Here is a 24,451-nt window from a genome sequence, read left to right as displayed (position 1 = left end):
CTACAAATATTATGAAAAAATATTATGCCTTAACCATCCTGTTTTTAGGAATATCGTTTGCGTATGCACAATCGCCCGCATCGTTTGGCAAAAAAGTAAAATACATGCCTAAATCGTATGAGCGGCCAGCCGAAACCATAAACGTTAACGATAATACGAGTAGCAGCAATTTGCCCTGGATTGTTTTTTCCGACCGCGAAGATAATTATACCACTACCGCTCCAGGCGGAAGCCTGATTATGAAAAAAATAAGTTTTATGGAGCCTTTTTATGTTTCTAAGGAAGAAAACGGTTACCTCAAACTGATTAAATACAAGGCGGGAATGATCAGGGGAAGAAAAATTAACGATAAAAAAAGTGCCATCAGTTACGGCTGGATTGCAAAATCTAAACTGCTTTTGTGGCAACGCGCCTTCTCTAACCAAAAAACAGGTTATGCCGAAAAAGCGATTGGCATTATCAATGGCAAAAATGCATTAACAGAGCCAAAATTTTATTTCGATACTACCGACTCCATTTTGGTTTACAACACCCCCGAACTTAAAGACAGGCGCACTAAAGTAAGGTTGCATGAAATTGCTTATATCTATAAAAAATCAGAAGATGGTAAAAAATACCTGATTGGTTCTGATGATCAGTTGGTTGCCGATACGGCCTTAAAAAGCATTTACGGATGGGTTTCTGCTGAAGCCGTACACAGTTGGGGAGATCGATTGTATATTACATCGGTTAAACCGGGTAATTATGATAACGATGATTCCACTTCAACAGCAATTAAAAATGGAATAAATAATGGAACAGCTTTCGTAGTAGATCCTTTATTGCCAAGAGAAAACCTGATTTTAAGAAGTGTCCCTGTCGTTTCTGATGATGCCGGTGCTTATGCTGTGGGTATAGCCGCCGATGTTTACAACAAAAAGGACAACAAAATATTAACCATTAATGGTTCTGCACTATCTTATCAGGATTATTTAAAACTCCGCAAAAATAAAAATAAGGTTAATGTTGTTTTTGTAGTTGATGGTGGAAGCCCGATGACGAAATATCTTTCGGGAATGACCAATACTATTGCTTCTTTCGAAAGCATAATGGGCGATTTTGGCAAAGGGACTAAAGTAAATTATGGCGGTGTGGTATATCGTGGCGAAAATGGATGCTCATTGCAAGGGATTTTTGTTAGTCCAATTCAGGATGACTACCGGCAGTTGATGACTTTCCTGTCAAACCAGGCAAAAAACACACTGAGGTGTAACGGCGAAATTGCCGAAGAACCTGTATTTGCAGGATTAAAGGCCGGATTAAATTTGTTTAAAACCAAAAAGAACGAAACCAATTTAATTGTTTTGGTTGGCAGTACAGGTAATGTTGGTGGTACTAATAATTACCTCATTAACGAACTGAGTGAACAGGTAGCCCTTGCCGATGCCCGGATTTTAGCACTGCAGGTTTATAGCGATTTTAACCAGTCGTTTAATGATTTTGTAATTCAATCGCGAAAATTGGTTTCAGAATCAGCTATTCGTGCTGCCGAATACAGAAAAAATACCATGGTTAAAGGCGAGGGTTTAAAAAGCTTCCAACCTTATAATACCAGCCTCCAGGACTCAATTTCTTATTATTTAGATTATCCTAAGAACAGTTTAATACAAGGTGGGGTAGTTTTTCCAACTAAAGGTTCGGTAAACTCGAACCAGAGCATGACCATCGCTTTGCGCCGTTTTGTAAAAGAAACCAATATGGATATCTACAATCAGATCAGTTCTTTGGATAGCGCATTCCGTTTAACCGGCATATCGCGTAAAAACCTATCTGCTGATGTAGAAGGTTTATTACCTGCTCCTGTTGGTATAGAAGTAGCTGACCGCATGCCGCATAATGCCTTTAAATATTACAGTACCGCCAACCTATCAGCCGATGTTGTAAAAAACAATCGTGCTACTTTGCAGTACGCCATTGTACTAAATAACATGGAATACAAGCAGATTGTAGATGTTTTTTCGATTATGCTAGGGCAAAACCTGCAGGCCGATCAGTCTTCTTTCAGAAGTAAACTGGTTAAAAACTACGTTAAAATGCCTAAACAATTGCTGGGGATGAAAGTATCATCAGGTGATATTAAAGCCATGACTTTGGCCAATTATATCAAATTGGTAACGGGTTTACCTTTAAATAACGAGTTCCTGTCAAAATACACCGTAAGCGATTTAAAGAGCACCTCCAGAATGCCCCTCGATCAGTTCGAGAGTTATATTAAGATGTTAAGCCAATCGGTACAACAGATTAAAAGGGCGACACAGATTGAGCAACAATTTGTATCAAACGGAAAAATATACTACTACATCACCGAAAATAATTTTAACCCGGCAGTTTTGCCTACAACCAACTAAGGGCTATGGCAATTACAAATTTAAGCGAATCGGTTAAAACAGCCTTGCACATTGCACAGTCGTTAGCAAAAGAATACAGAAACGAAACATTTTCTGCTGCGCATTTGCTCAAGGGCTTAATGCATAAAGATGTGGGTTTACGGTCGTTTATCACTTCCATAGGGAAGGATGAAGAATACATTAGTGAGTGGGCAGAAGTTCGGATTGATGAACAGACAAAATCTGCGGGTTTTAGTGATACCGTTAGTGGTGCACCAGAAATTGCCGTTATTTTTGAAGAGGCAGATAATGTACGCATTAAACTAGGGTTGGATTTAATTACACCGGTGTGTGTGTTAACCGCACTGGCTAAACCCGGAATCGGTTTTCAGCCCGATCAGTTAAAATCTTTCCCGATAAAGGAACGCGAAATTTTAGACCTCTATGTAAAGGATGAAGCAATCTCGAGAGCGGTTTCTCCAGGCCAGACCACTTCATCTGCAGAAAATAAAAGTACAGGCAATGCCCTGTATAAATATTGCATAGACCGGTTACAGCTAGTTCGCGATGGTAAAACCGATCCGATAATCGGCCGGGATAAAGAAACGAGAATGATGATGGAAATCCTTTGTCGCCGCACCAAGCCAAATGTAATTCTTACTGGCGATGCCGGTGTGGGTAAAACAGCGCTTGTTGATGGATTTGCCATTGATATTGTAAACCAGAATGTACCAGAAAGCCTTAAACCTGTCCAGCTTTTTGAGTTAGATCTGGGCTCATTAATTGCAGGTGCGTCTTATAAAGGAGAGATCGAAGACCGTTTAAAAAACATCATCAAAGAAATAAAACAGTTCGAAAAAGCGGTGCTCTTTATTGATGAAATTCATACGCTACTGGATAGCAAAGGCCCATTAGGTGCCGGAATTGGCAATTTATTAAAGCCTGAACTTGCCCGGGGCGAAATCACCGTAATAGGCGCAACCACTATTGACGAATACCGCAAGATTATTGAGCCAGAGCAGGCTTTCAGCAGGCGTTTTGAAGTGCTTCAGGTAAATGAACCGAATGAGGAAAGCACGATAAAAATGTTGCAGAAACTGGCGGTAAAATATGAAGAACACCATATTTTAGCTATCGAACCCGATGCGTTAGGCGAATGTGTCCGTTTAGCCAAGCGGTATATGAAAGACAGACGTCTCCCTGATTCTGCTTTCGATCTGCTGGATAGAACCATGGCGGCAATGAAAATGATGAACGATACTTCCGATCAGGTAATTGAAAGTTTGGAAGCTGATCTGGAAGCATTAAACGCCAATACAGAACAATCAGATGCAGATAAATTTGCTGACTACAAATGGCTTTTTTCTTTGCTTCAAAATAAATTAAGTCCTGTTTTATTAGGACGATTAACCGACGAAACGCAGACCGATGCCTTCGAAACGGCCGATGAATATCAGGGTTATATCACCAGTAGCCTGCAGGAATTAAAGAAATATGCTGCCGAAAAAAGCGACCGCATTACCAAACAGGATATTGCTTCCATTGTGGCCTACAAAACAGGCATCCCAATGGGAAAACTTCAGGCTGGAGAAAAAGAAAAATTGCTTAATATGGAGCAGTATCTGAAAAAACGCGTTGTAGGGCAAGATCAGGCCCTTAAAGCTGTTTCTGATGCGATATTGGAATCGCGCAGTGGATTGAACAAAAAGGGACAGCCCATTGGATCTTTCTTTTTGCTGGGTCCAACTGGAACGGGGAAAACTGAGCTGGCCAAATCAATAGCCGAATTTCTTTTTAACGATGAAAAGGCGATGATCAGGTTCGATATGTCTGAATTTAAAGAAGAACACAGTGCCGCATTGCTTTATGGAGCGCCTCCAGGTTATGTGGGTTATGAGGAAGGTGGTTTGCTGGTGAATAAAATCAGGCAACAGCCTTATTCGGTATTGCTGTTTGATGAAATTGAAAAAGCACACCCTTCTGTTTTCGATACCTTCCTACAGATCTTGGATGAAGGCCACATGCACGATCGTTTAGGAAAAGAGGGCGATTTTAGCAATTCGCTGATTCTTTTTACCTCCAATATCGGCAGCGAATGGATAGCAGAACAAATCAGTAAAAATATTATTCCGGCATCGAACCAATTGATGGAGGTAATGGCAGGGCATTTCCGCCCCGAGTTTTTAGCCCGGATTTCGGAAATTGTTCCATTTGCACCGATTAACGAAAGTAATGTGGTGCGCATCTTTGAAATTCAGCTGAGCAGTTTGGTGCAATCGCTAAATAAAATGGGGATCGAATTTGAAATAGCAGATGATGCCAAGAAAATGATCGCATTAGACGGCTTTACCCCAAAATATGGAGCAAGACAGCTATCGGCAGTGATCAGAAATCTTTTACGCAGGCCAATTTCGAAATACATCATTTCGGGCGAGCTCAAAAAAGGATCAAAGATCCAGGTGAGCAAACATCCCGAAGAAGATACATTGAAATGGAATATTATTCAGCCAGAAGTTGTTACATTGGAACAAAAATTGAGCTAAAACGTTAACTATTATATTATTAGGAAAAATTAATCGTAAATCTAAATCTACATACTATGTTTAATTATGAAATTGGTGGTAATGAGCGAAAAATCGATACCTCAGAAGCTTTCGCAGAAATTGCCCATAACAAAACGCTTTTTGTACAAAAACTTACCGATAACGATCCCATCAAACCCGAGAAGGTAGAAGGATTAAAAACGGTAAAAGAGGTATTTGAACATTATAAACCAAATGTTAAGGTAGCTTTCGAAAAGCAAGATGGATCTACCGTTGGCGAAACCATAAGCTTTAACGATCTGAGCGATTTCGGGGTGAAGAACATTATCAACCAAAGTAGCTACCTCACTAATGTTAACATTGAGAGAGAAATGTCTCTGAATGTAATTAAACAGTTAAAATCGAACAAAACCTTAAAAGCTACACTTGATGATGAAGAAACTAAAACGGCCTTCATAAGTGCTTTAAAGAACTTTGTTGATGAACTGGAGCAAAATAAATAATCTAAACGCTGAGAAATATGTCAAATCCTCAAGAATTAAAAACAGACCAAAATACTGCTCAGGCCGGGTTTAAGCCCGCTGAAGGCAAAACCATAGAAAAAACATCGCTTAAAGATAACTTAGAAAAACTGGCCAGAGTTGGTGGTTTCGATCTGTTAGAAGCAACTGTTGACGGACTTCAGAATTTAAACCCTGAAAGAAAAGCCAGAAAACAGATTTTTTTAACCGGCGATGAAAAGAAAAAAGAGCGCGAAGAGCTGAAAAAGAAAATCCAGCTTTGGATAGATGTGCTTGAGTCTTCCACCTCTGTAGCGGATATGGTTGAAAAAAGCACTGAAAAACTGAACAGTGCAGAAGAAAACTTAAATAAAAACATTGGTACAGCGCTGGAAAGTACAAGAGAACTGGAGCAGGCTTATAGATCAGTTCATTTGTTCTATAAAAATACCGAGTCTGATAAGCTGAAAAATGTAGTGCTGTTAAATGCATCAATGGATCAGATTAAAGATCTCGATAATCCTCGTTTTATCGAATATGTAGATGACGAATTAAAGCAAAATTACGATCGATTAGATCTTCGTAAAAATTATTCGTTAATGGTTGTTCCGGGCTATATGGGTTCTAATAAAGTGTTAGAAAGATGGGCCAAAATAGCACATAACAATAAAGCGATGCTGGTAACAGATTTTGCCGATTTAGATCAACCTGATGATGTACTCGATTTATTTACCGCAGCTAATTTTACTGGTGCTGACGCATTTAGATCAAACGTAATCATGACCTGTAACTGGCTGGTTGGCCGTGGTAAAGTAGCAGAAGTGGGCGAGGAAGATGATCTTACCGTTCCGGGATCGGCCGCCCTTGCAGGTAAAATGTATTACACGTTAATGTCGCAGGTTACCGCAGGTAAAAAGCATGGAGCCATAAATGAAGTAGATGGTGTAAAATTCGATTTAAAGAAAAGTGAAATCTCTCATTTAGAGCGCGTAGGTTTAGTGCCAATGGTTAATGAATATGGTAAAGTAATGGCTTTTTCGGCTAAAACCTTGTTCAATGGCGACAATATCGGCTTACAGACTTATTCAGTTGTTCGTGTATTCGATTATATCACCAAAGTTTTGTTCGATTTCTTGAATAGAAGAGCTTTCGAAAACTGGACTTCAAAAACAGAACAGGATTTGCGCAGCCAGATTGTTAAATTTTTAGATGGTATCCAGGGTGCAGATCGTTTAATCGAAAGATTTAAGATTATGCGTTTTGAGAGAGATGAACTTCAAAAAGACAGAATCCACCTGGATATCCACATTACACCATATTTTCCGGCTAAAAGCTTTGTGGTAAAACTAGACGGGCATAAAGGAGAAGATGAGAATACCACCTGGAATACAGAGTATAATCAGCAATAGTTTTTGATCGCTGAAATAAAAACCCAACCCTAGCGTTGGGTTTTTTTATGGGTTATGCATCACACTTAACAAATTCTTTATAATTTTGTAACGCATCGGCCCAATCAGATTAATCAAAAAAAATGAAGCAAGTACTTATCCTGAATGGGGATATCGAAAAAAACGCATCTACAAATTTCCTGATTAACGCCTATAAGCAAGGTGCAGAAAGTGCTGGCGCAACCGTGAGAGAGTTGGCCATTATCGATCTGATATTCAACTCGAACAAACTATTTAACAATAGACAGATTGCCGAGTTAGAGCCTGATTTGCAGAAAGCCCTAACAGCGATTAGACAAAGCAACCATGTAGTGCTTTTTTGCCCGGTGTACGTAGACCATATTCCTGCAAAGGTTAAAGGTTTTTTTGATCGTTTGTTTATGCCCGACCAGATTTTTACTACCCAGCAGCAAAACGTAAACAACAATTTTAGTGGGCGTTCAGCACGGATTGTGTCTATTTTAGATGAGGCTACTTTTAAAGAATGGAAAGCAAATAAGAAAACAACTTATCTATCCATCAAAAAAGTGGTTTTCGAGAAATGCAGAATGAGCCCTGTGCTCACCAATACCATTGGTGAATTACATTCTCTTGAAAACCATTATAGCCAAAAATGGGTAGCTAAAATGGAAAAATTTGGTGCTCAGTTAATTTAATAACTCAAGTTAACGAGAATCTTTTGTCCAAAAACACTACATCCTGGGTAAAAACACTACAGTTATGTAAGTTATTCTTTGGGATGCTGTATGTGTAACACTAAAAATATCTTAAAACTTTTCCACACCTTTTCCACAATAATAATTCGTTTAACTAATCGTTTAGTGCGTTTCTGGATTTTGCGTTGATTTTAAAAATAAGATTATTCGCTACAGGTGAGCGATATAGGGTTTTATTGGCCTGATCTTTGGTTAATGCTGATACTGTAGCGGAGGCTACAATAATCAAATTTTTTTAACCTTTAAATTTTAAAACTATGGCTTTCAAAGCTAGATTAAATTTTTCGGGCAAGGAGTACGATGTGCTTCATTGCGCCTATGCGTTAAACCGCGATGTAGATGCTAAAGGAAGACCTTCTTCCGGAGTTTACGGCGGTACCATCGACATTGAGATCGAATCAACTGAGGACACCTCAATCATCGAGGCGATGGTAAACAACCAGTACAAACCCATTACAGGAAGCCTTCTGATTAAGAAAACAGAGGAAGATGCCAAAATGAAAGAAGTTAACTTCGAAGATGGCTACATTGTTAAGTATTCCGAAGGGATCAACATTGTGGGCGATCACCCGATGACGCTTAAGTTCCAGATTTCAGCGCGTAAGCTTAAATTAGGAAATGCCGAGCACCTTAACGACTGGCCAAAAGCTTAGTTAGGTTGAGGGCAGAAAGGTAGAGGGTGTAAGGTTTAGGGTATAAGGCAAGTAAACGCCAACCGCCATGCGCCAAGCTCCATGCTCGCAAGAATTCATTCATTTTAAAAACATTAAAACTTACTACAATGGCATTCAAAACCCGTTTAAACTTAGGATCAAAAGAATTTGATGTACTACAGTGCAGCTTTTCATTAAATAGAGATGTTGACGCAAAAGGCCGTCCATCATCAGGTGTTTATGGTGGTACCATCCACATCGAAATCGAATCAACGGAAGATACTTCTGTGATCGAATCGATGGTTAACAACCAGTACAAGCCACTTTCAGGAACATTGGTTTTCAAGAAAGGCGAAGAAGATGCAAAAATGAAAGAGCTGTCTTTCGAAGATGGCTACATCATTCAGTATAACGAGGGTATTGCGGTAAACGACAATACACCGATGACATTAAGTTTCGTAGTATCGGCCCGTAAACTAAAACTGGGCAACGCAGAACACGAAAACGATTGGCCAAAAGCTTAATCATCAAACGTAATTAAACTGAAGCGATCGGTTTATATCGGTCGCTTTTAGTTCACTTATATTTTTTATCTACCTAAAACATTTAAAATTAATACTTTCAGTCCTGGGACAATCTCCACATGGCAATCTCATCTATTAAAGCTCGCTTATGTCTAACCAATGCAAATATATTGTAGTAAAAAACGATTACCATCCTGGTAAAATGTTTGGTTCGGCACCCACACACAAAATTCATCTGAACATGCCATATATAAAAATGCATTCGTTTTTATTGGAAAGGGCGTGCATTAAAAACTCGGCAACCGGGTTTAGCTTAGGGTAATTTGTGATCAAGATTAATCAATATGGAAAAGAAACTCATTGCAGAAATCAATATAGAGGATAAGGAGATTACCCATTTTGCTTCCTTCAGCCTACAACAGGCTTTTAACGAACACCATTATTTCGAACTGCGTTTTAACCATGATCAAATGGGTGCCCCGGGGCTGATCAGTTTAGATGATAGCCGCGATTTTGTGGGTAAAACCTTAACTGCGTCTTTTGGCCATTCACCAGAGGCGATGCAGAATTTTGTAGGCCTGGTTTCGAAGGTAGAGTTGTCTCAAAGTCATGGTTATCATGGTGTTTTGATCGTGAGTGGTTATAGCCCAACTATTCTGATCGATCGCGGACCGGACCTTGGTTCTTATTTGGATAAAGATTTAAATGAGATTGTAAAATTAGCAACAAAAGATACACCAGCCAATGACTTAAAAGTTGTTGCAAATGCTTCCAGAACATCATCAATCGATTATATCATTCAATATAAAGAAAGTGATTTTGCATTTCTAAACCGGCTTTCGGCAGAGTACCATGAGTGGTTTTTCTACGATGGTAAGCAGCTTAATTTTGGCAAGCCCAACACGCAAAAAGAAATAGCCTTATTCTACGGCAGAGATGTACAGGAAATGCAATATGCCATGGAAATAGCGCCGATCAAGAATAAGCGCTTCTCTTACAATCCTAAACAGGACGAAATGCTGCAGAGCGAGAGCACAGGTAAGGTAGATGGTATTCCTGATTTATCACATGCAGTTAAAGCTTCTAATTTAACCTTTAGTAAAACTTTTAACCAACCGTCACTTATCCGGGTTGATAATAGTAGTGATATCTCCAGTCATGTTGAAAATGAGGAAAAAGCCAACGTGAGCGAGTTGCTAAAAGTAACGGCTAAAGGAGATAATGCAGGCTTAAGTATTGGTGGCATCGCCGAAATTACCATGAGCATTCGTAAAGAATTGGCTTTTACCTCAGAGAGTTTAGGCAAATTCCTCATCACCAGCATTAAACATTATATAGATGAAAATGGCAAATATCACAACACTTTTGAAGGAAAAATAGCCACAACCGAGCGTTTGTTGGTGAAAAAATTTGAAAAACCACAGCCCGATATGCAATTGGCCGATGTGATTGATAACAACGATCCTCAGGGCCAGGGCCGCATTAAAGTGAAATTTAAATGGGAATGTTTAACCAACGATGTTACGGAGTGGTTGCGTGTGGTTACCCCAAGTGCTGGTATAGGCGATAGAGGCAACAATCGTGGATATTTCGCTATACCAGAGATAGACGATCAGGTAATGATTGCTTTTGAGGAAGGGAACATTGCCCGTCCGGTGGTTATGGGTAGTGTTTACCACAGCTCTAGTGTAGATAGTAGCCCTTTAATTAAAAATCATCTAAAAAGTATCATTACGAGAAGTGGGCACTTGGTAGAGTTTGATGATGATGCAAACAGCCAGGGCATAAAAATTACGGATATCCACAATAACATCATCCATATTGATACCAAAGGCAATAATATTACCATTACAGCTTTGGAGAACATGACCCTAAACTGCAAGAACATGCAGATTAATGTAGGGGAGAATATGGATGTTAGTGTAGGTAAAAATATTTCAGAAAGTGCAGGTGAGAACATTACATCAAGCGCCAATCAGGATATTATACAAACTGCAGGCAAAGATATCAACATCAGCGCTACTGGTGATATGCGAGAAACGGCCAATAATAAAACTGAGCTGGTAGAAAAGGCTTATACAAGAAGCGCTCAGGACTCAACACAATACGCAGAAAAGGTAACCATCTTTAGTACCAAGGAAAATATGCTACTGGAGAGTTCTGAAAAAACAGTAGAAATTAACAGTGCCGAAAAATCAAATCTGTTTTAATATGGCCATCAAAAAAACTGCTCGAAATTTATTGATTACCATCTCGGATAAATATGTTTCAACATCGCAAACACATATAGAAAGTGCCGAAAAGGTGGAAATTGTTGCTGTAGGGGAAAATTTGATTTTAGCATCCAACAAAAAAATTAATATCACCGGTAAATAAACAGGCTATGACGAATGTAATGTTTAAGAAGCCGAGGTTTGTAATTCCTGAGGCTACAAAAAATAAACCTATTGCTGATATTGTAATGTTTGTTGCCGGTACTACAGATCCTGTAAATACGGCAGGCTTAAAACACCAGGCAAATACCGAGTACTGGAGGGGTATTGATGCGAAAACACATAAAGCAACAGCAGAAAGTGTAAATAATTTTTGGAATAAAATAAAAGAAATAAAATTTCAATATCTGAATTTACATATTGAGGGCGATTTTTTTAGTTGGTCTGGAGACAATGATACTAAAGAAAGAAATATTGCAGCAGAGCGTTTAATGGATGTAATGTTACGAACATACAGAAATTGGAGACATCAAGAAGTTCATTTGCATTTAATCGGACATTCGCATGGGGGTAATGTAATAAACCAATTTACAGAGCTTATTACGAGTAAAGAAATGATAGCGAAGTCTGAAGTTTTAAAAAAAAATAAATTCACTGAATTTCCTAAATTATGGAAGATTAAAAGTATTACTTATTTATCAACGCCATTTTTTCAAAAGAAGCACCAGTTAAATCATACCAAATTACATAGCGCTTGTAAAATAATTAATGTACATAATGAATACGATTTAACGCAGCAACTCGTAGCAGATTTTAGTTTGGTCAATATGGAAGGGTTATTAAAATCTTTCCAGATGGATAAGTTTGAGCGGGGTATAAAAATTGTTAAAAGTGTAAAACACGAAGTTATTACAGATTATCTTAAGGGCTTGCGTTCTGAAAAAAAAGCAATTGCTGCATGGAAAGAAATGGCAACAGCTTTTTTAGGAATCAATATGATCATATCAGAATTTATCAAGTACATTAATTCACTGAAAATTGAAAATTCCAGCTTACAAAAAGAAAAGGATTCATTCGTAAGTATATTAAATAAATTTCTTTTATGGAGTTACGATGTAAATAAGAATTATAACGGGGGGAAAAAAGGGTACGATAAAGTTACCTGGGCAACAAATCTGAATTTGAGCCAGGGTTTAACAGTTTTAAATGCACTATTTCATATTAAAAGCGGCCCAAAGGACAGCTATTTATTAAGTTTATTAGCAAATATTTTTGGAGAAAAAAGAGGGATAACTGACAGCATTGACGAAACATCCTGGACTCCAAAAAAACAGACCAAAGGATTGTCGATTCTAGATGTTCCCATTTTTGATGAAGATCCTTATCACTCCAGAAACAAAAGAGCTCAATTCGGTACTTTCTTAAAAGGGGCACAAAGCGCAGTGCATTCCAATAATCTGGAAGATATGTTAATGCGTTTATTTAGTCAGTTTATTAAACCTGTTCAACTAGCCAATATTTACAATTATATCAATTATGCTGAATATGTCGTAACGGGAAATTTGGATGCACAGCTTAAGGTTTTAAGGGGAAACCTGAAAAAATATACGGAATTCGTTACGAAATACAATGCAGATCTGGTGGCACAAAGAGATGAAAACATTACAGAATTAGATAAAAAACCTGGGTCAATACCATATTTGGCAATGGCGTCGCATAGTTTAAGCCATACCCGGTTTTGGCCAAAAATTGAAGAAGGATTACGGGGAGCCTTTAGTTCAGGAATAAATACAGGATATAAAAAGAAATAATAATGAAAAATTCCCAAAAAATAATCATCATTAGTCTGATAATGTTTATAGTTACCGCTATTGGTATAAGCCTTTGGTATATAAACGACCATATTTTATTAAAATTTGATGCCAAATCGATTCTAATGGTATTGCCCCGTGTAGGGCTGCCGGCTGGAATAATTAGTACAACCATATTTCTACTGGTTGTTTTTTGTTTAAACAAAATAAAGAACCCATTTATAATAACACTCGTAATGAGTTTAATATTTATTGCATTTGTAGTGATATCCTACTGGTTTATCCTGCACATGGTGTTTTATAATATTGAAGATAAGAAATCATTTATAAGTCAGTTACTAGATTTTTAAAATTCATGTACCCTAAATCATTCCAATTTTGGAACTGTTTAGATATCCTTTTATAAAATAGATTACAAATGGAATAAAATGGATATTTCAAATAAAACAATATATTATTCAGGTATAAATGCCCTTCGTTTAGAATGGCCAGCAGAACTGTCTGTAAAATATGGTGTTTTAATCACTTTTAACGAGGGCGAAGAAGATAGCAACGAAGTAAAGTACGAGGTATTGGTAACCCGTTTAAAACCTGGGCCAGAGGGGCAGCCTTTATTTCAGATCGAACGCATAGGAGATGTTTTCATTAACGAAATCCTTCCTGATCTGGTAGCCGATCGCCTGGCTTACGCTGCTGGGAAAGTATTTTATCCACTTGTAATTACTGTTGATCAGAACGGAGGTTTCCAAACTGTTTACAACCATGCGGAAATATTAAAAAGATGGCAATCAGTGAAAAATAAAATCCTTAGCGATTTTGAAGGCAGTTTGGTTGAAAATTATATCGAACAGATGGAAAAGCTGCTCGGCAATCCGGATAGCATACAGATCGCATTATTAAACGATTGGTTTATCCAGACTTTTTTTAAACCGCTTTATAAAGAATATGGACAGCACCGTAGTTCCGGATCGATATATAAATTTCCGATAGCAAAGGGTTTTAATGTTGAAGGCTATATAACAGAAGAAAAACTAAGCGGACAAACTAACAGTTTTGGTGCTATAGAATTATTGCATAATGGCATCATTAAGCCTTTAGAAGATGATTTGTATATCGCAAATAGAGCTACAGGCGATTATGAAGGGAATTACCTTTTACATCCTAAATACAAAAGGATCATCTCGGTGGTTTCTGATTTTAGTTATGGTGCACCGATTATATCAAAAGTGAAGGTAAAAATTACGGTGATCCCAAAAAGTGGAGAAGAATTTGATCGAGATTTCCAGCTAGACACCAATGTTACGGGTGTGCCGGTAACAGAAATGGTGGTGATTGATGGACAAACATCGAGAAAAGGATTTTGGGACCGCTTACTAAATAAGTAACACATGGCAGAGAAACATATTGTAGTTCAGGGGGCACAGTGCATGTGCAAATTTGGATCGGCACCAGATAAATTAAAAGTGCTTACACATACCAAAGAATATGCGAATGATAAAGATGGAAGCCAGAAATCGATTGCGACTACCAAAGATATTGGTGCAACTTTCGAGAAAAATATGTTTGGCTCCTGCTCAAAAATGTACAATAAACCCTGTAATGCAGTGGTAACAAAATGGTCGGGCTTTTATGAAAATACCATACTTACCAATGGTGGGAAAATTTTGCTTGAAGATAGTAAAGCTACCTGCCCTATAGGAGGCACCGATTGCATTGAGATCATTCAACATGGTCAAAAAGCAGAGGCCTCAAAACAAAACTTTGATAACGCAAATAAGGACGTACAATCACAGCTCAACCCTATGTCAGAATCGTTAGATGAATCTGCAAATAATTTTAACGGTGTAGAAGCGAGTGTTAAAGCATAACGTATGGCAAAGGGAATAAAGAAAATTATTTGGACCGGCGAAGGTAAAGTATATAATGCCAATAAAGGATCTATACCTGGTCAGTTAGTGGTAGTAGCTCCCGATCAATATGTTTGGTTTAAAATAGGTGAATGGCAGCCTGGTACTACCGAACAGGATAAAAAGAAAGACGTAAAATGGGCCGTTTTTAACGAAAGAAGCATTATAGATCTTCAGAAAACAATACCCAGCAGTTTTAGTTATGGTTACCGGATACCAAAAAAATTATGTGGACCATATTTGTGGTATATTGAAGCAACATGGAGTGGAAATTTTGATAGTAAATCAGGCTTAAAGATCAGAGGAGAATCGCCTGCGAAAATAGTAGACAGCAGGTGGACTCAAAATGAAGGAGGAGCAGATGTGCGCAAAACTTACCAGTTTTCGTACGGAGAACTCATCTGGCTCAGGCTCTTTACCGAAGGCTTAAATGGCTACGATAACGTAGAAGTAAGGGTGTTTAGAAAACTGAGATCCGCTATGGGTTTATGGCCAAAAGATGATGAGGTAACCCGTAAAATTTATAGGGTAAGTGTAATAGACGGTGAAATTAACCTGAAAATCCCGAATACTTATGCATGGTATCATTCTATGAATGATAGAGCGGATGTTGAGGAGTTTTATGTACGTGTGGTACATCCGGTAACTGGTAAATATATTGAGGATACAGGTGGTAAGGGTGATACGGCCCATGCCCGTTTTTTAAGGATAAAGGATAAACTTAAATCGCAGGTAGTAGAAATACCCGAAAACAGAACACCGGTTACCATTTACCAGCCTGATAAAAACGAGGCAAGGTTTGAGTTATGCAAGTTTGAACAAATTAATGTAACAGAAGAAGGCGGTAAACCCGAACTTGTTTTCGATAATGGAAGTGGAGTTAAAAATGTTATCGATAAACGGGAAAAAACGTTAGAGTCTATTATTTTTAAATTTGATAGCACGGAACTTTTACCCGAAAGTCTTAAGCAGCTTAATAATATATTGCGGTTCTTGCTCGAACATCGATACAGTACTATTCGACTTGATGGTTTTGCTTGTGTAATCGGTAAACAGAACCATAACAATGTATTATCAGAAAACAGGGCAAAAACAGTAAAAGAGTTTTTTATCAAAGGAAAGTTAGATCCTAATCTGATCAAAACGGCAGGACATGGAGAGGTAAACCCCACAGACGATAATAAAGGGCGCGATAATATTAAATATAGAAATGAGGCAGACTATCAGAATAACCGGAGGGTAGATATTGCTTTTGAATATTACGGGCATAATGCACAAACTATTATTTATGAAACTATTGTTGGCAATAAACCAAAAGATATTACCGTAGAACCTGTAAAATTCGATACCAAAGCTTGTTTTGACCGAAAAAAGCATAATAAAACCATCAAATTAATCAACATTGATGTAAAAGCTGAGAATGAGGGCAAAATTACAGTTCCGGCAGTATCAACAATGAGTAAGTTCAATGTTATTCCATTAAATTACATTTGGCCTAAACGAGATGGTTTAATGAATAATTACATAGTTCATATCCATTCTTGCAGGTATTATTCTGTTCAGAACAATCCTACATTTGCTATACATGTATACTCTGATATTAAATGGACCATAGAATTTAAATGGTCGCATACCCAACCCTTTGCCTACACCTACGGTAATAAGTTATATGGTTACGAATTAGATGAAGCAAAAAAGAAAGCAATAGGCGCTGCAGTAGATGCCGGCTGGTCTGAAAACTTTGGTGAGATGGCTCAAAAGTTTGAGCTATCATTTGTAGGAGAATGGACTACTTCAGCAGGTAAAAAGCAAAAGGTTGAATTTAGTAAAGAGTGGTCAGAACGTATTGCTAAAACCCTGAGGGTTATAAATCAGGTTAAGCAAATGGCAGATCGGGTATCTAATTCCTGTTTGGCCAAAGGTAGGTTCATGTTCGAAGTGAAGGCACCTGTTTTAGCGGTATCTGCTCAATGGTATTTAAAAAAAACAAACAAAGTTGTTGGAGAGATTGTCGAAATCGGCGCAGAAACAAAACCGCTTATAGAAGCCACTCTCAGTATAGATCTAATCGATATTGTTCTAAAATATGGTGGAAATGCTATATGTCCGGGGGCTGGTGAAGTACTCACCTGGATTAAGGATAAAATGAACAAATATGTTAAGATAACTTTTTTGATTACCGTAGGCGGAGCGCTTAATATTGCAGGGAAATCCATCATCAATGTTAAATTCCCTAAAGAAACAACTGGTGAAGTCAAAATTACCGGTGAGCTCAAGGTCAATATCGAATTTAAAGCTACAGCCAAAGCCGAAACGGGTAGTATGGGGGTTTCGGGGATTGTAAAAGCAGATGCTAAAACAAGCGTTACCGGAGGCGTAAAATTAGGTGCCGATAAAGAAGGAGTATTCGTCGCTCCAATAGCAGAATTCGGAGGCATAAAAGCCACCTTTGTTGCAGCTACAACAATTAAGTTTGGTTTTATTAAGAGAACTTTTAGCTTTGATGGAGACGCTGTTCTTGTTGAAAAAGACGATGTTAAATTTAAGAAACATTATTTGGTTTAATTTTATATACTCATGAAAAAAAATATAGCTTTTTTAGTTTGTTTAATCTTTTTAGGCTGCAGTCCAAAAAAAATTGACCTAAAAGATTTGGTCCTTGCCGAAAAGCCCAATGTAGATTTGTCTGAATTTACCAAAAATATAACGGAACAAAAGGGACGCTTTGAACTACCAACAAAAGATGGTGTTCAGTTGGTTGATAAGGGAGAAAAGATAGTTTATTATTTTTTTGCAGGGAACGATAATGTAACTTTCGACAAAGCTAAAATAGCCGAAGTTTTAGAAACGAAAGTAGTAACCTACAATGGCGTTGTGAGTTTTATCAGTGTACATCCGGATAATAAAGATGCTGCGAACTTACTTAAGGATATGCTAAAAAGCTATTCGACACCCGATTCCATTATTTATAATCAAAGAAAATTTGATGACAACGAAAAGGAAACACCTGCATTATTAAAAAGCCTTATGCCACATCTTGTTAAAGAAGTTGCTGATGAATTTGATAATAAGGCTACGCAATATCCCCAACAATTGTTTTGGAGCAAAAATGATATATTAACCCAACTGATTATAGATCCTACTAATGCTAACCTAAATATGTCAATTAAGATCATAACTAAAAAGGCATATATGGATCACATTGTTGAGGAATATGCTAAGCCGCTATTAAAAGAATATGATAGTCCGTATGTACATCTTTTTAAAAAATAACCATTATGAGTGAACCATATTATTTACTGGAATACAATATTTCACTGGCAAATTTTGATCTCATTGTAAACGATGTAGTTGTTCATACCCATACCGAAGGAGGTAGCATCCATTCTCAATATCCGATTAACCACTTTATTTTATCAAGCGGCAATCAAAGTTTTAGTGTTGTTTTAAAGCCTGTTGAAGGTGAACTGATTAACCCTAACGCCGAAGCTCAGATAAAAATAAACGTTTTGGATTCGGCAAATGGTAATTTTGATAATCAACAGACAATAACAAAACTAGATGCTCCGGCTTTAAATGAAAAAAAGCTGCCGGAATTAAAAATAGGAGGTGTTTTTAAAGCTGAAGTACCTTATCAAACATTAGGTTGGGTAGCATCCCAGATGATTGATATTAAAAATGAAAATAGCTTAAAACTTGTTAATGATTTTTATCGCAGCATATACCTTCTTTTCAGGGATAAGAAAATCGATGAATTATCCGCTCTGTTAAAAAAGAGATATCAGGAAACGGATACTTCCATGTATTTAGAAGAAGATAATTTGAGCGCGTTAAAAAATATGTTCGCTATGTTGGCAGAGGAAGATTATGTTTTACAAGAATTTCCTAATCAAACCAAATTAGAATTTTATGCGCAGAATAAATTGTTAAACCTAAAAAGAAAGAATCATAGCCCTATTATTTCTTACCTCAAAAAGGGAGCAAATGAAGAGTTTGGTTTCCCTTTTTACATACACCTGCCAAAAGGTAATAATGGGTTCGAAATTATCCGCTAGATGCACATTGCCAGGAATAAAAATTATGAAAGGAACATTATTAATATTATTCTTATTTGCCTTTTTAAGCTGTAATGCTCAGACTAAGGATCTAGAAAACAAAGTTATAGGCAATTGGTCAAGTGATATGAAAGATCGTAGTACAGGTAAATCCATAGGAAATATGTATATAGAATTCACCAAAAACGGTGAATTTATCCAAAAAACAGGAGAAGGGAAAGAGCAAGTTGCTTCAAAAATGACCTACAGACTTACTAAAGATAAAATTTATTATAAAGGAAAAGCAACATCGAACAAGGAATTTAATTCTAATTATTCTTTTAAAGGGGACATATTAGTTATTGAAACTGGTGGAGACAAATCTGAATATATAAGAGTTAAATAATTGAAAATAATAATTATCTGCTTGGAGTGTTTAAGGTGAAAATAAAATTATTGTTATCCGCTTTGCTACTCGTGATGTTAACAACTGCATGTAAAAAAGAAGTTATAGATATTGCGCAGTTACCTTTTTCAATAAACCACTGGATATTGATTTAAACGGTTATGCTTCACGGGTGGAAAACCAGAATGGACATATCGAAGTTTCAGATGGCGGTCTTAAAACAGTTGATAAGGGCGAAAAAGTTGTTAAATATTCTTTCGACGGAAAGGAAAGCGCCAATCTTAAATTCGCGGGTGCAGCGATTAGCCCTTCATTTGGGGCAGTTATTGCCACTTATAACAACCTGCTGTCGTTTGCTACGTTTACTGTTAATGCAGAGCATACTGCCGGCAGCGTACAGTATCTCAAAAAAACATTCGGGAAACCAGATAGTGCCACAGTAAACAACATTATAGCCGAGGCGTTGAGTGCCAAAACCAAGGCAATGCTTAAAGAAAGCTTTCCCGAATATTATAAAGAGTATAAAAATGATTTCAACAGTGTGGTTGTTGATTACCCACAGGTAACTACATGGGTAAAAAATGATGTCCTATATCGGTTAACACTCGATCCTGCAAACAATAGTTTAAACTTTAAACTCGATATCATTACCAAAAAAGCTTTTGAAGATAGCGTAATTATGGGTTATCATAAAAATATCGACCATCCTTTTAAATAACCGAGTCATTAATTATATTTTAAATGGATTTGTTTTTAATATATGTTAATGAATTTTTGTCGCAAGAAGTTACACCTTGTCCAAAAATACTACAATATTTTGAGCTATTGCATGTAGTAGGAATAAGACGGAAATTAATTTCAAAAAAAATACACCTTTTTTCTTTGCAATAATCTGCGTTTTCTATAACGTGAGCCAAGATTTTTAAATTTTACCGACTATGTTACTCGTTATATATGAGTAACATACACAATAATTGGCTTAATATTTGGTCTATATTTAACGTAGCGGAGGCTACAATAATTAAATTTTTTTAACCTTTAAATTTTAAAACTATGGCTTTCAAAGCTAGATTAAATTTTTCGGGCAAGGAGTACGATGTGCTTCATTGCGCCTATGCGTTAAACCGCGATGTAGATGCTAAAGGAAGACCTTCTTCCGGAGTTTACGGCGGTACCATTGACATTGAGATCGAATCAACCGAAGACACCTCAATTATCGAGGCGATGGTAAACAACCAGTACAAACCCATTACAGGAAGCCTTCTGATTAAGAAAACAGAGGAAGATGCCAAAATGAAAGAAGTTAACTTCGAAGATGGCTACATTGTTAAGTATTCCGAAGGGATCAACATTGTGGGCGATCACCCGATGACGCTTAAGTTCCAGATTTCAGCTCGTAAGCTTAAATTAGGAAATGCCGAGCACCTTAACGACTGGCCAAAAGCTTAGTAGGCTGAGGGCAGAAAGGTAGAGGGTGTAAGGTTGAGGGTATAAGGCAAGTAAACGCCAACCGCCATGCGCCAAGCTCCATGCTCGCAAGAATTCATTCATTTTAAAAACATTAAAACTTACTACAATGGCATTCAAAACCCGTTTAAACTTAGGATCAAAAGAATTTGATGTACTACAGTGCAGTTTTTCATTAAATAGAGATGTTGACGCAAAAGGCCGTCCATCGTCAGGTGTTTATGGTGGTACCATCCACATCGAAATCGAATCAACGGAAGATACTTCTGTGATCGAATCGATGGTTAACAACCAGTACAAACCACTTTCAGGAACATTGGTTTTCAAAAAAGGCGAAGAAGATGCAAAAATGAAGGAGCTGTCTTTCGAAGATGGCTACATTATTCAGTATAATGAGGGCATTGCGGTAAACGACAATACACCGATGACATTAAGTTTTGTGGTATCGGCCCGTAAGCTAAAGTTGGGCAATGCCGAACACGAAAACGATTGGCCTAAAGCTTAATCATGATATGTAACACCAACCCACTATTTGAGGTTTGTGCTATACTTAAATATTTACAAAGAAATTAAGGCTCATTATTATAATGAGCCTTAATTTTCATTGCGGTACCGAAGTTTACTCGTCTTCATTATTTATGAAAAAGAAGAAAACGCTTAAAATTGTAAAGCCATCACAGCCAACAGATCTTGAATACATTAAAATGTTCGATGACTGTGTTATAGATGCAACTAAAATTGGCACACTAGATAAAACCATTGATGATCATGTTAATGCCAACAAAACAAGGTACGTAGATATTTCTAATCAGGTAGCAGGAAATTCATTATCGAAACCATATACCTCCTTTTTTGGGTTTAACAGTATAGTTCCAGCAACGGATCCTTTTGACTTTAAACAGCCAAAAGATTCTTTTTTAAACACAATTAAGAAGAATCCATTTCAAATTAAAAATCCTTTTGATACGTTATTTACGAATTTTCAGACGGGTTCTTCTCAAATACCGTGGTATTTCATCGCTTGTGCCCATTATTTAGAATGTAGTTTTGACTTTAAGAAACACCTTCATAATGGAGATCCACTTACAGGTTATACTGTTCGTGTTCCGGCAAATCGTCCAAAAGTTGGGCACCCACCACCCTTTACATTCGAAGAAAGTGCTATTGATGCATTAAAGTTGATGAAGTTTGATCAGATTAACAATTGGAATCTGCCAACGGTATTACGAAAGCTAGAGGCTTACAACGGTTTTGGCTATTACAAATATCATAGTATCAATTCTCCCTATTTATGGAGTTTTTCTAACCAGTATACAAAAGGAAAATATGTGTCGGACGGAAAATTCGATGCCGAAGCCGTATCAAAACAAATGGGCGCTGCAGTTATTTTAAAGCGAATGGAAGAAAGAACATTAATTTATATTCCAAGACATTAAGTCATGAAAAGAGCAAATATTTCGGTCATTGTATTGGTTTTATCTCTTTTTATCTGCTGTACACCCGAATCAGGTAACGGACAAAAAGTTAGTGCAATAAATACTACTGAAGTAAAAAAAACAACCGTTGAATCAAAGGTTATTCCTGATCGTTTGGATGATGAGAAAGAGTTCAGGAAGCTTTTTAAAACCTTAAATGAGAATTTAAAGAAAAAGAATATTAATGGCCTTGCTGCATTAATGAATTTTCCTTTTTACACCAGCCATGCAGAATTGGACAACGGTATGGGTGCAGCCAGTGATCCTATTAGTAAAACGGAGTTTAAAAATTATAAAAATTTGATCTTTAACCATGACGTTTTGCGGTTGCTACCACATTGTAGAGAAGATAATCTTTCAGAAATAGACGAAAAAACAACAGAAATTTATTATAAAACGCTCAAAAAACTAACAGATCCGGGAAGTAAAATGTATGAAGTCTATATGCAATATCCCGAAAGCAATACCCAGGCAGAAAGCTTTTTTGGATTTGTTTTTGGCAGGGTAAATAGCCAATTTAAAACCATTGCTACCTATGCCAAATGGCCAGTTAAATAATACAATTATGGAAAAAAAGCTCATTAGCGAAATTAACATAGAAAATAAGGCAATTACCCATTTTGCCTCATTTAGCTTGCAACAACAGTTTAATGATCATCATTATTTCGAGTTGCGGTTTAACCACGATCAGATGGGTTCACCAGGGATGATCAGTTTAAATGACAGTCGCGATTTTGTAGGTAAAACTTTAACAGCATCTTTTGGCTATGATTCGGGTAGTTTACAAGAGTTTGCTGGTTTGGTAACTAAAGTAGAGCTGGCGCAAAGCCATGGCTACCACGGTGTGTTGATTGTGAGTGGTTACAGCCCAACCATTCTGATCGATCGCGGCCCCGATCTGGGTTCTTATCTCGATAAAGATTTAAATACGATTGTAAATCTTGCTACCTCGGATGTGCCTTCAAACGATATTAAAATTGTAGCCAATGCGGCCAGAAAAGATCCCATTGATTATTTGATTCAATATAGAGAAAGTGATTTTGATTTTCTGAACAGGCTTTCGGGCGAATACCATGAATGGTTTTATTATGATGGCAAACAACTGAATTTTGGTAAACCCGACGACCAGAAAGAAATTGCACTGATTTACGGACGCGATGTGCAAAACCTGCAGTACGCCATGGAAATTGCACCGATCAAAAATAAACGTTTTGCCTATAACCCGAAACAGGATGAGATGCTCCATAGTGAAAGTAGCGGACAGAGCGATGGATCACCTGATCTGGCACACGCCATACAAGTGTCTAACGCGATGTACAGCAAAACCTTTAATCAACCATCACTTATCCGCGTAGATAATAGCAACGACATTAAAAACCATGTGCAGAACGAAGAAAAGGCACACATCAGTAATTTATTGAAGGTAAATGCAAGTGGAGACAATGCTGCTTTGGGCATTGGCAGTATTGCCGAAATTACAATGAGTGTGAGAAAAGAACTATCCTTCTCTATAGAAAGCCTGGGTAAATTTCTGATTACCAGTATCAACCATGAAATTGATGGTACAGGTAAATATTATAACACTTTCGAAGGTGTGGTAGCTACAACAGAGCGCCTGTTGGTAAAAAACTATAGTAAGCCAAGCCCGGATATGCAACTGGCAGATGTAATAGACAATGCCGATCCGCAAGGGCAGGGCCGTATTAAGGTGAAATTTAAATGGGAGTGTAAAACAAATGATGTAACGGAGTGGCTGCGGGTAATTACACCAGATGCCGGAAGCAGTGATAAAGTAAGCAAAAATAGGGGTTTTGTATTTATCCCCGAAATTGGCGATCAGGTAGCTTTAACCTTCGAGGAAGGCAATATTGCCAGGCCAATTGTATTGGGTTCGGTATTTCATGGCAAAAGTGGTAGCGGTGGCAGTGCCAGCAATAACAGCAAAAGTTTGACTTCTAAAAGTGGTCATACTTTAACCATGGATGACGGTGCGGGTATGATTATGCGCGATAAGGATAGCAATTTTATCGAGCTCGATGGAGCTGGTAAAGCCGTTTTCGAAACCAAAGAATCGATTCTGATTAAATGCGGGGAGAGCAGCATTTTTATGGATAAAACTGGAAAGATCATCATTAAAGGAAAGGATATTTTAACACTTGGAGAAAACATCGGAAATTCTGCAACGACCAGTATCGGCATAGGTGTAGGGCCAGAAGATGGAACACCAACCTCTGGTATTGGGATAGAATCACAAACCTTAGATATTGGTACAAAAACGCTTTCAATGAGTGGCGAAACAGAGGCCAATCTGGCTTCAAAAAAGATTAATGTGGGTGGCGAAAGCGAGACAAATATTAGTAGTGGCAAGATTAATCTAAACTAATTTCG

22 protein-coding genes are annotated in these 24,451 nt (G+C 37.5%); all 22 read left to right on the top strand.

The features are described 5' to 3' along the window. Positions 1-11: 11 nt before the first annotated feature. The 22 genes from tssR to QF042_RS00360 all read left to right on the top strand — a co-directional run bounded on the left by tssR (position 12) and on the right by QF042_RS00360 (position 24,446). Positions 12-2,387 carry a type VI secretion system protein TssR domain-containing protein gene (tssR, locus tag QF042_RS00465; RefSeq protein WP_307524246.1) on the top strand — a complete coding sequence of 792 codons (2,376 nt, stop codon included), beginning with the start codon at positions 12-14 and terminating at the stop codon, positions 2,385-2,387. A 5-nt stretch (positions 2,388-2,392) separates the two neighbouring features. Beyond that, complete coding sequence (locus QF042_RS00460) at positions 2,393-4,909, top strand: ATP-dependent Clp protease ATP-binding subunit (protein ID WP_307524244.1); 2,517 nt, start codon at positions 2,393-2,395, stop codon at positions 4,907-4,909. Between the two features lie 56 nt (positions 4,910-4,965). Next, positions 4,966-5,412, top strand: a complete 447-nt coding sequence (locus QF042_RS00455) for a hypothetical protein (RefSeq protein WP_307524242.1) — start codon at positions 4,966-4,968, stop codon at positions 5,410-5,412. A gap of 17 nt (positions 5,413-5,429) precedes the next feature. Next, positions 5,430-6,818 carry a DUF5458 family protein gene (locus tag QF042_RS00450; RefSeq protein WP_307524240.1) on the top strand — a complete coding sequence of 463 codons (1,389 nt, stop codon included), beginning with the start codon at positions 5,430-5,432 and terminating at the stop codon, positions 6,816-6,818. A gap of 122 nt (positions 6,819-6,940) precedes the next feature. Then, positions 6,941-7,513: an NAD(P)H-dependent oxidoreductase gene (locus QF042_RS00445; protein WP_307524238.1), complete on the top strand. Its 573-nt coding sequence runs from the start codon at positions 6,941-6,943 to the stop codon at positions 7,511-7,513. Between the two features lie 317 nt (positions 7,514-7,830). Beyond that, complete coding sequence (gene tssD / locus QF042_RS00440) at positions 7,831-8,226, top strand: type VI secretion system tube protein TssD (RefSeq protein WP_131528876.1); 396 nt, start codon at positions 7,831-7,833, stop codon at positions 8,224-8,226. A 128-nt stretch (positions 8,227-8,354) separates the two neighbouring features. Next, the gene (gene tssD, locus QF042_RS00435; protein WP_025141860.1) at positions 8,355-8,750 is read left to right on the top strand and encodes a type VI secretion system tube protein TssD; all 396 of its coding nucleotides are present in this window, start codon (positions 8,355-8,357) and stop codon (positions 8,748-8,750) included. Positions 8,751-9,094: 344 nt separating this feature from the next. After that, a complete protein-coding gene (locus tag QF042_RS00430) occupies positions 9,095-10,960 on the top strand; it encodes a type VI secretion system Vgr family protein (protein WP_307524236.1) in 1,866 nt (621 codons plus the stop codon). A gap of 1 nt (position 10,961) precedes the next feature. Further along, complete coding sequence (locus QF042_RS00425) at positions 10,962-11,126, top strand: hypothetical protein (protein ID WP_307524234.1); 165 nt, start codon at positions 10,962-10,964, stop codon at positions 11,124-11,126. Between the two features lie 7 nt (positions 11,127-11,133). Continuing rightward, positions 11,134-12,774: a hypothetical protein gene (locus QF042_RS00420; protein ID WP_307524232.1), complete on the top strand. Its 1,641-nt coding sequence runs from the start codon at positions 11,134-11,136 to the stop codon at positions 12,772-12,774. A 428-nt stretch (positions 12,775-13,202) separates the two neighbouring features. Continuing rightward, on the top strand, positions 13,203-14,159 hold the full coding sequence (locus tag QF042_RS00415; protein ID WP_307524230.1) for a hypothetical protein: 957 nt from the start codon (positions 13,203-13,205) through the stop codon (positions 14,157-14,159). 3 nt (positions 14,160-14,162) lie between these two features. After that, positions 14,163-14,642 carry a DUF4280 domain-containing protein gene (locus tag QF042_RS00410; protein ID WP_307524228.1) on the top strand — a complete coding sequence of 160 codons (480 nt, stop codon included), beginning with the start codon at positions 14,163-14,165 and terminating at the stop codon, positions 14,640-14,642. A 3-nt stretch (positions 14,643-14,645) separates the two neighbouring features. Next, on the top strand, positions 14,646-17,246 hold the full coding sequence (locus QF042_RS00405; protein ID WP_307524226.1) for an OmpA family protein: 2,601 nt from the start codon (positions 14,646-14,648) through the stop codon (positions 17,244-17,246). A 12-nt stretch (positions 17,247-17,258) separates the two neighbouring features. Beyond that, positions 17,259-17,954, top strand: a complete 696-nt coding sequence (locus QF042_RS00400) for a hypothetical protein (protein WP_307524224.1) — start codon at positions 17,259-17,261, stop codon at positions 17,952-17,954. Positions 17,955-17,959: 5 nt separating this feature from the next. Then, positions 17,960-18,736, top strand: a complete 777-nt coding sequence (locus tag QF042_RS00395; protein WP_307524222.1) for a hypothetical protein — start codon at positions 17,960-17,962, stop codon at positions 18,734-18,736. 25 nt (positions 18,737-18,761) lie between these two features. Then, complete coding sequence (locus tag QF042_RS00390; protein WP_307524220.1) at positions 18,762-19,121, top strand: hypothetical protein; 360 nt, start codon at positions 18,762-18,764, stop codon at positions 19,119-19,121. Positions 19,122-19,293: 172 nt separating this feature from the next. Then, positions 19,294-19,839, top strand: a complete 546-nt coding sequence (locus QF042_RS00385) for a hypothetical protein (protein WP_307524218.1) — start codon at positions 19,294-19,296, stop codon at positions 19,837-19,839. A gap of 335 nt (positions 19,840-20,174) precedes the next feature. Then, positions 20,175-20,570: a type VI secretion system tube protein TssD gene (gene tssD / locus QF042_RS00380; RefSeq protein WP_131528876.1), complete on the top strand. Its 396-nt coding sequence runs from the start codon at positions 20,175-20,177 to the stop codon at positions 20,568-20,570. 127 nt (positions 20,571-20,697) lie between these two features. Then, entirely contained in the window at positions 20,698-21,093 is a 396-nt protein-coding gene (gene tssD, locus QF042_RS00375; RefSeq protein ID WP_025141860.1) for a type VI secretion system tube protein TssD, read from the top strand. A 133-nt stretch (positions 21,094-21,226) separates the two neighbouring features. After that, on the top strand, positions 21,227-22,024 hold the full coding sequence (locus QF042_RS00370; protein WP_307524210.1) for a hypothetical protein: 798 nt from the start codon (positions 21,227-21,229) through the stop codon (positions 22,022-22,024). 3 nt (positions 22,025-22,027) lie between these two features. Beyond that, complete coding sequence (locus QF042_RS00365) at positions 22,028-22,621, top strand: hypothetical protein (protein WP_307524208.1); 594 nt, start codon at positions 22,028-22,030, stop codon at positions 22,619-22,621. A gap of 7 nt (positions 22,622-22,628) precedes the next feature. Continuing rightward, positions 22,629-24,446, top strand: coding sequence for a type VI secretion system Vgr family protein (locus QF042_RS00360; protein WP_307524206.1), 1,818 nt, complete (start codon positions 22,629-22,631; stop codon positions 24,444-24,446). The last annotated feature ends 5 nt before the right edge of the window (positions 24,447-24,451 follow it).

This window comes from Pedobacter sp. W3I1, assembly GCF_030816015.1.
Lineage (GTDB): Bacteria > Bacteroidota > Bacteroidia > Sphingobacteriales > Sphingobacteriaceae > Pedobacter.
Note: the sequence above shows the minus strand (reverse complement) of the source record. Positions and strands in the feature narration are given on the sequence as shown.

Bases quoted from the DNA above. Each gene is read 5' to 3' on its own strand.
- QF042_RS00450 (WP_307524240.1), top strand. From the start codon at position 5,430: ATGTCAAATCCTCAAGAATTAAAAACAGACCAAAATACTGCTCAGGCC.
- tssD (WP_131528876.1), top strand. From the start codon at position 7,831: ATGGCTTTCAAAGCTAGATTAAATTTTTCGGGCAAGGAGTACGATGTG.
- QF042_RS00400 (WP_307524224.1), top strand. From the start codon at position 17,259: ATGAAAAAAAATATAGCTTTTTTAGTTTGTTTAATCTTTTTAGGCTGC.
- QF042_RS00420 (WP_307524232.1), top strand. From the start codon at position 11,134: ATGACGAATGTAATGTTTAAGAAGCCGAGGTTTGTAATTCCTGAGGCT.
- QF042_RS00390 (WP_307524220.1), top strand. From the start codon at position 18,762: ATGAAAGGAACATTATTAATATTATTCTTATTTGCCTTTTTAAGCTGT.
- QF042_RS00360 (WP_307524206.1), top strand. From the start codon at position 22,629: ATGGAAAAAAAGCTCATTAGCGAAATTAACATAGAAAATAAGGCAATT.
- tssR (WP_307524246.1), top strand. From the start codon at position 12: ATGAAAAAATATTATGCCTTAACCATCCTGTTTTTAGGAATATCGTTT.
- QF042_RS00410 (WP_307524228.1), top strand. From the start codon at position 14,163: ATGGCAGAGAAACATATTGTAGTTCAGGGGGCACAGTGCATGTGCAAA.
- QF042_RS00415 (WP_307524230.1), top strand. From the start codon at position 13,203: ATGGATATTTCAAATAAAACAATATATTATTCAGGTATAAATGCCCTT.
- tssD (WP_131528876.1), top strand. From the start codon at position 20,175: ATGGCTTTCAAAGCTAGATTAAATTTTTCGGGCAAGGAGTACGATGTG.
- QF042_RS00425 (WP_307524234.1), top strand. From the start codon at position 10,962: ATGGCCATCAAAAAAACTGCTCGAAATTTATTGATTACCATCTCGGAT.
- QF042_RS00455 (WP_307524242.1), top strand. From the start codon at position 4,966: ATGTTTAATTATGAAATTGGTGGTAATGAGCGAAAAATCGATACCTCA.
- QF042_RS00395 (WP_307524222.1), top strand. From the start codon at position 17,960: ATGAGTGAACCATATTATTTACTGGAATACAATATTTCACTGGCAAAT.
- QF042_RS00370 (WP_307524210.1), top strand. From the start codon at position 21,227: ATGAAAAAGAAGAAAACGCTTAAAATTGTAAAGCCATCACAGCCAACA.
- tssD (WP_025141860.1), top strand. From the start codon at position 20,698: ATGGCATTCAAAACCCGTTTAAACTTAGGATCAAAAGAATTTGATGTA.
- QF042_RS00405 (WP_307524226.1), top strand. From the start codon at position 14,646: ATGGCAAAGGGAATAAAGAAAATTATTTGGACCGGCGAAGGTAAAGTA.
- QF042_RS00445 (WP_307524238.1), top strand. From the start codon at position 6,941: ATGAAGCAAGTACTTATCCTGAATGGGGATATCGAAAAAAACGCATCT.
- QF042_RS00365 (WP_307524208.1), top strand. From the start codon at position 22,028: ATGAAAAGAGCAAATATTTCGGTCATTGTATTGGTTTTATCTCTTTTT.
- QF042_RS00460 (WP_307524244.1), top strand. From the start codon at position 2,393: ATGGCAATTACAAATTTAAGCGAATCGGTTAAAACAGCCTTGCACATT.
- QF042_RS00430 (WP_307524236.1), top strand. From the start codon at position 9,095: ATGGAAAAGAAACTCATTGCAGAAATCAATATAGAGGATAAGGAGATT.
- tssD (WP_025141860.1), top strand. From the start codon at position 8,355: ATGGCATTCAAAACCCGTTTAAACTTAGGATCAAAAGAATTTGATGTA.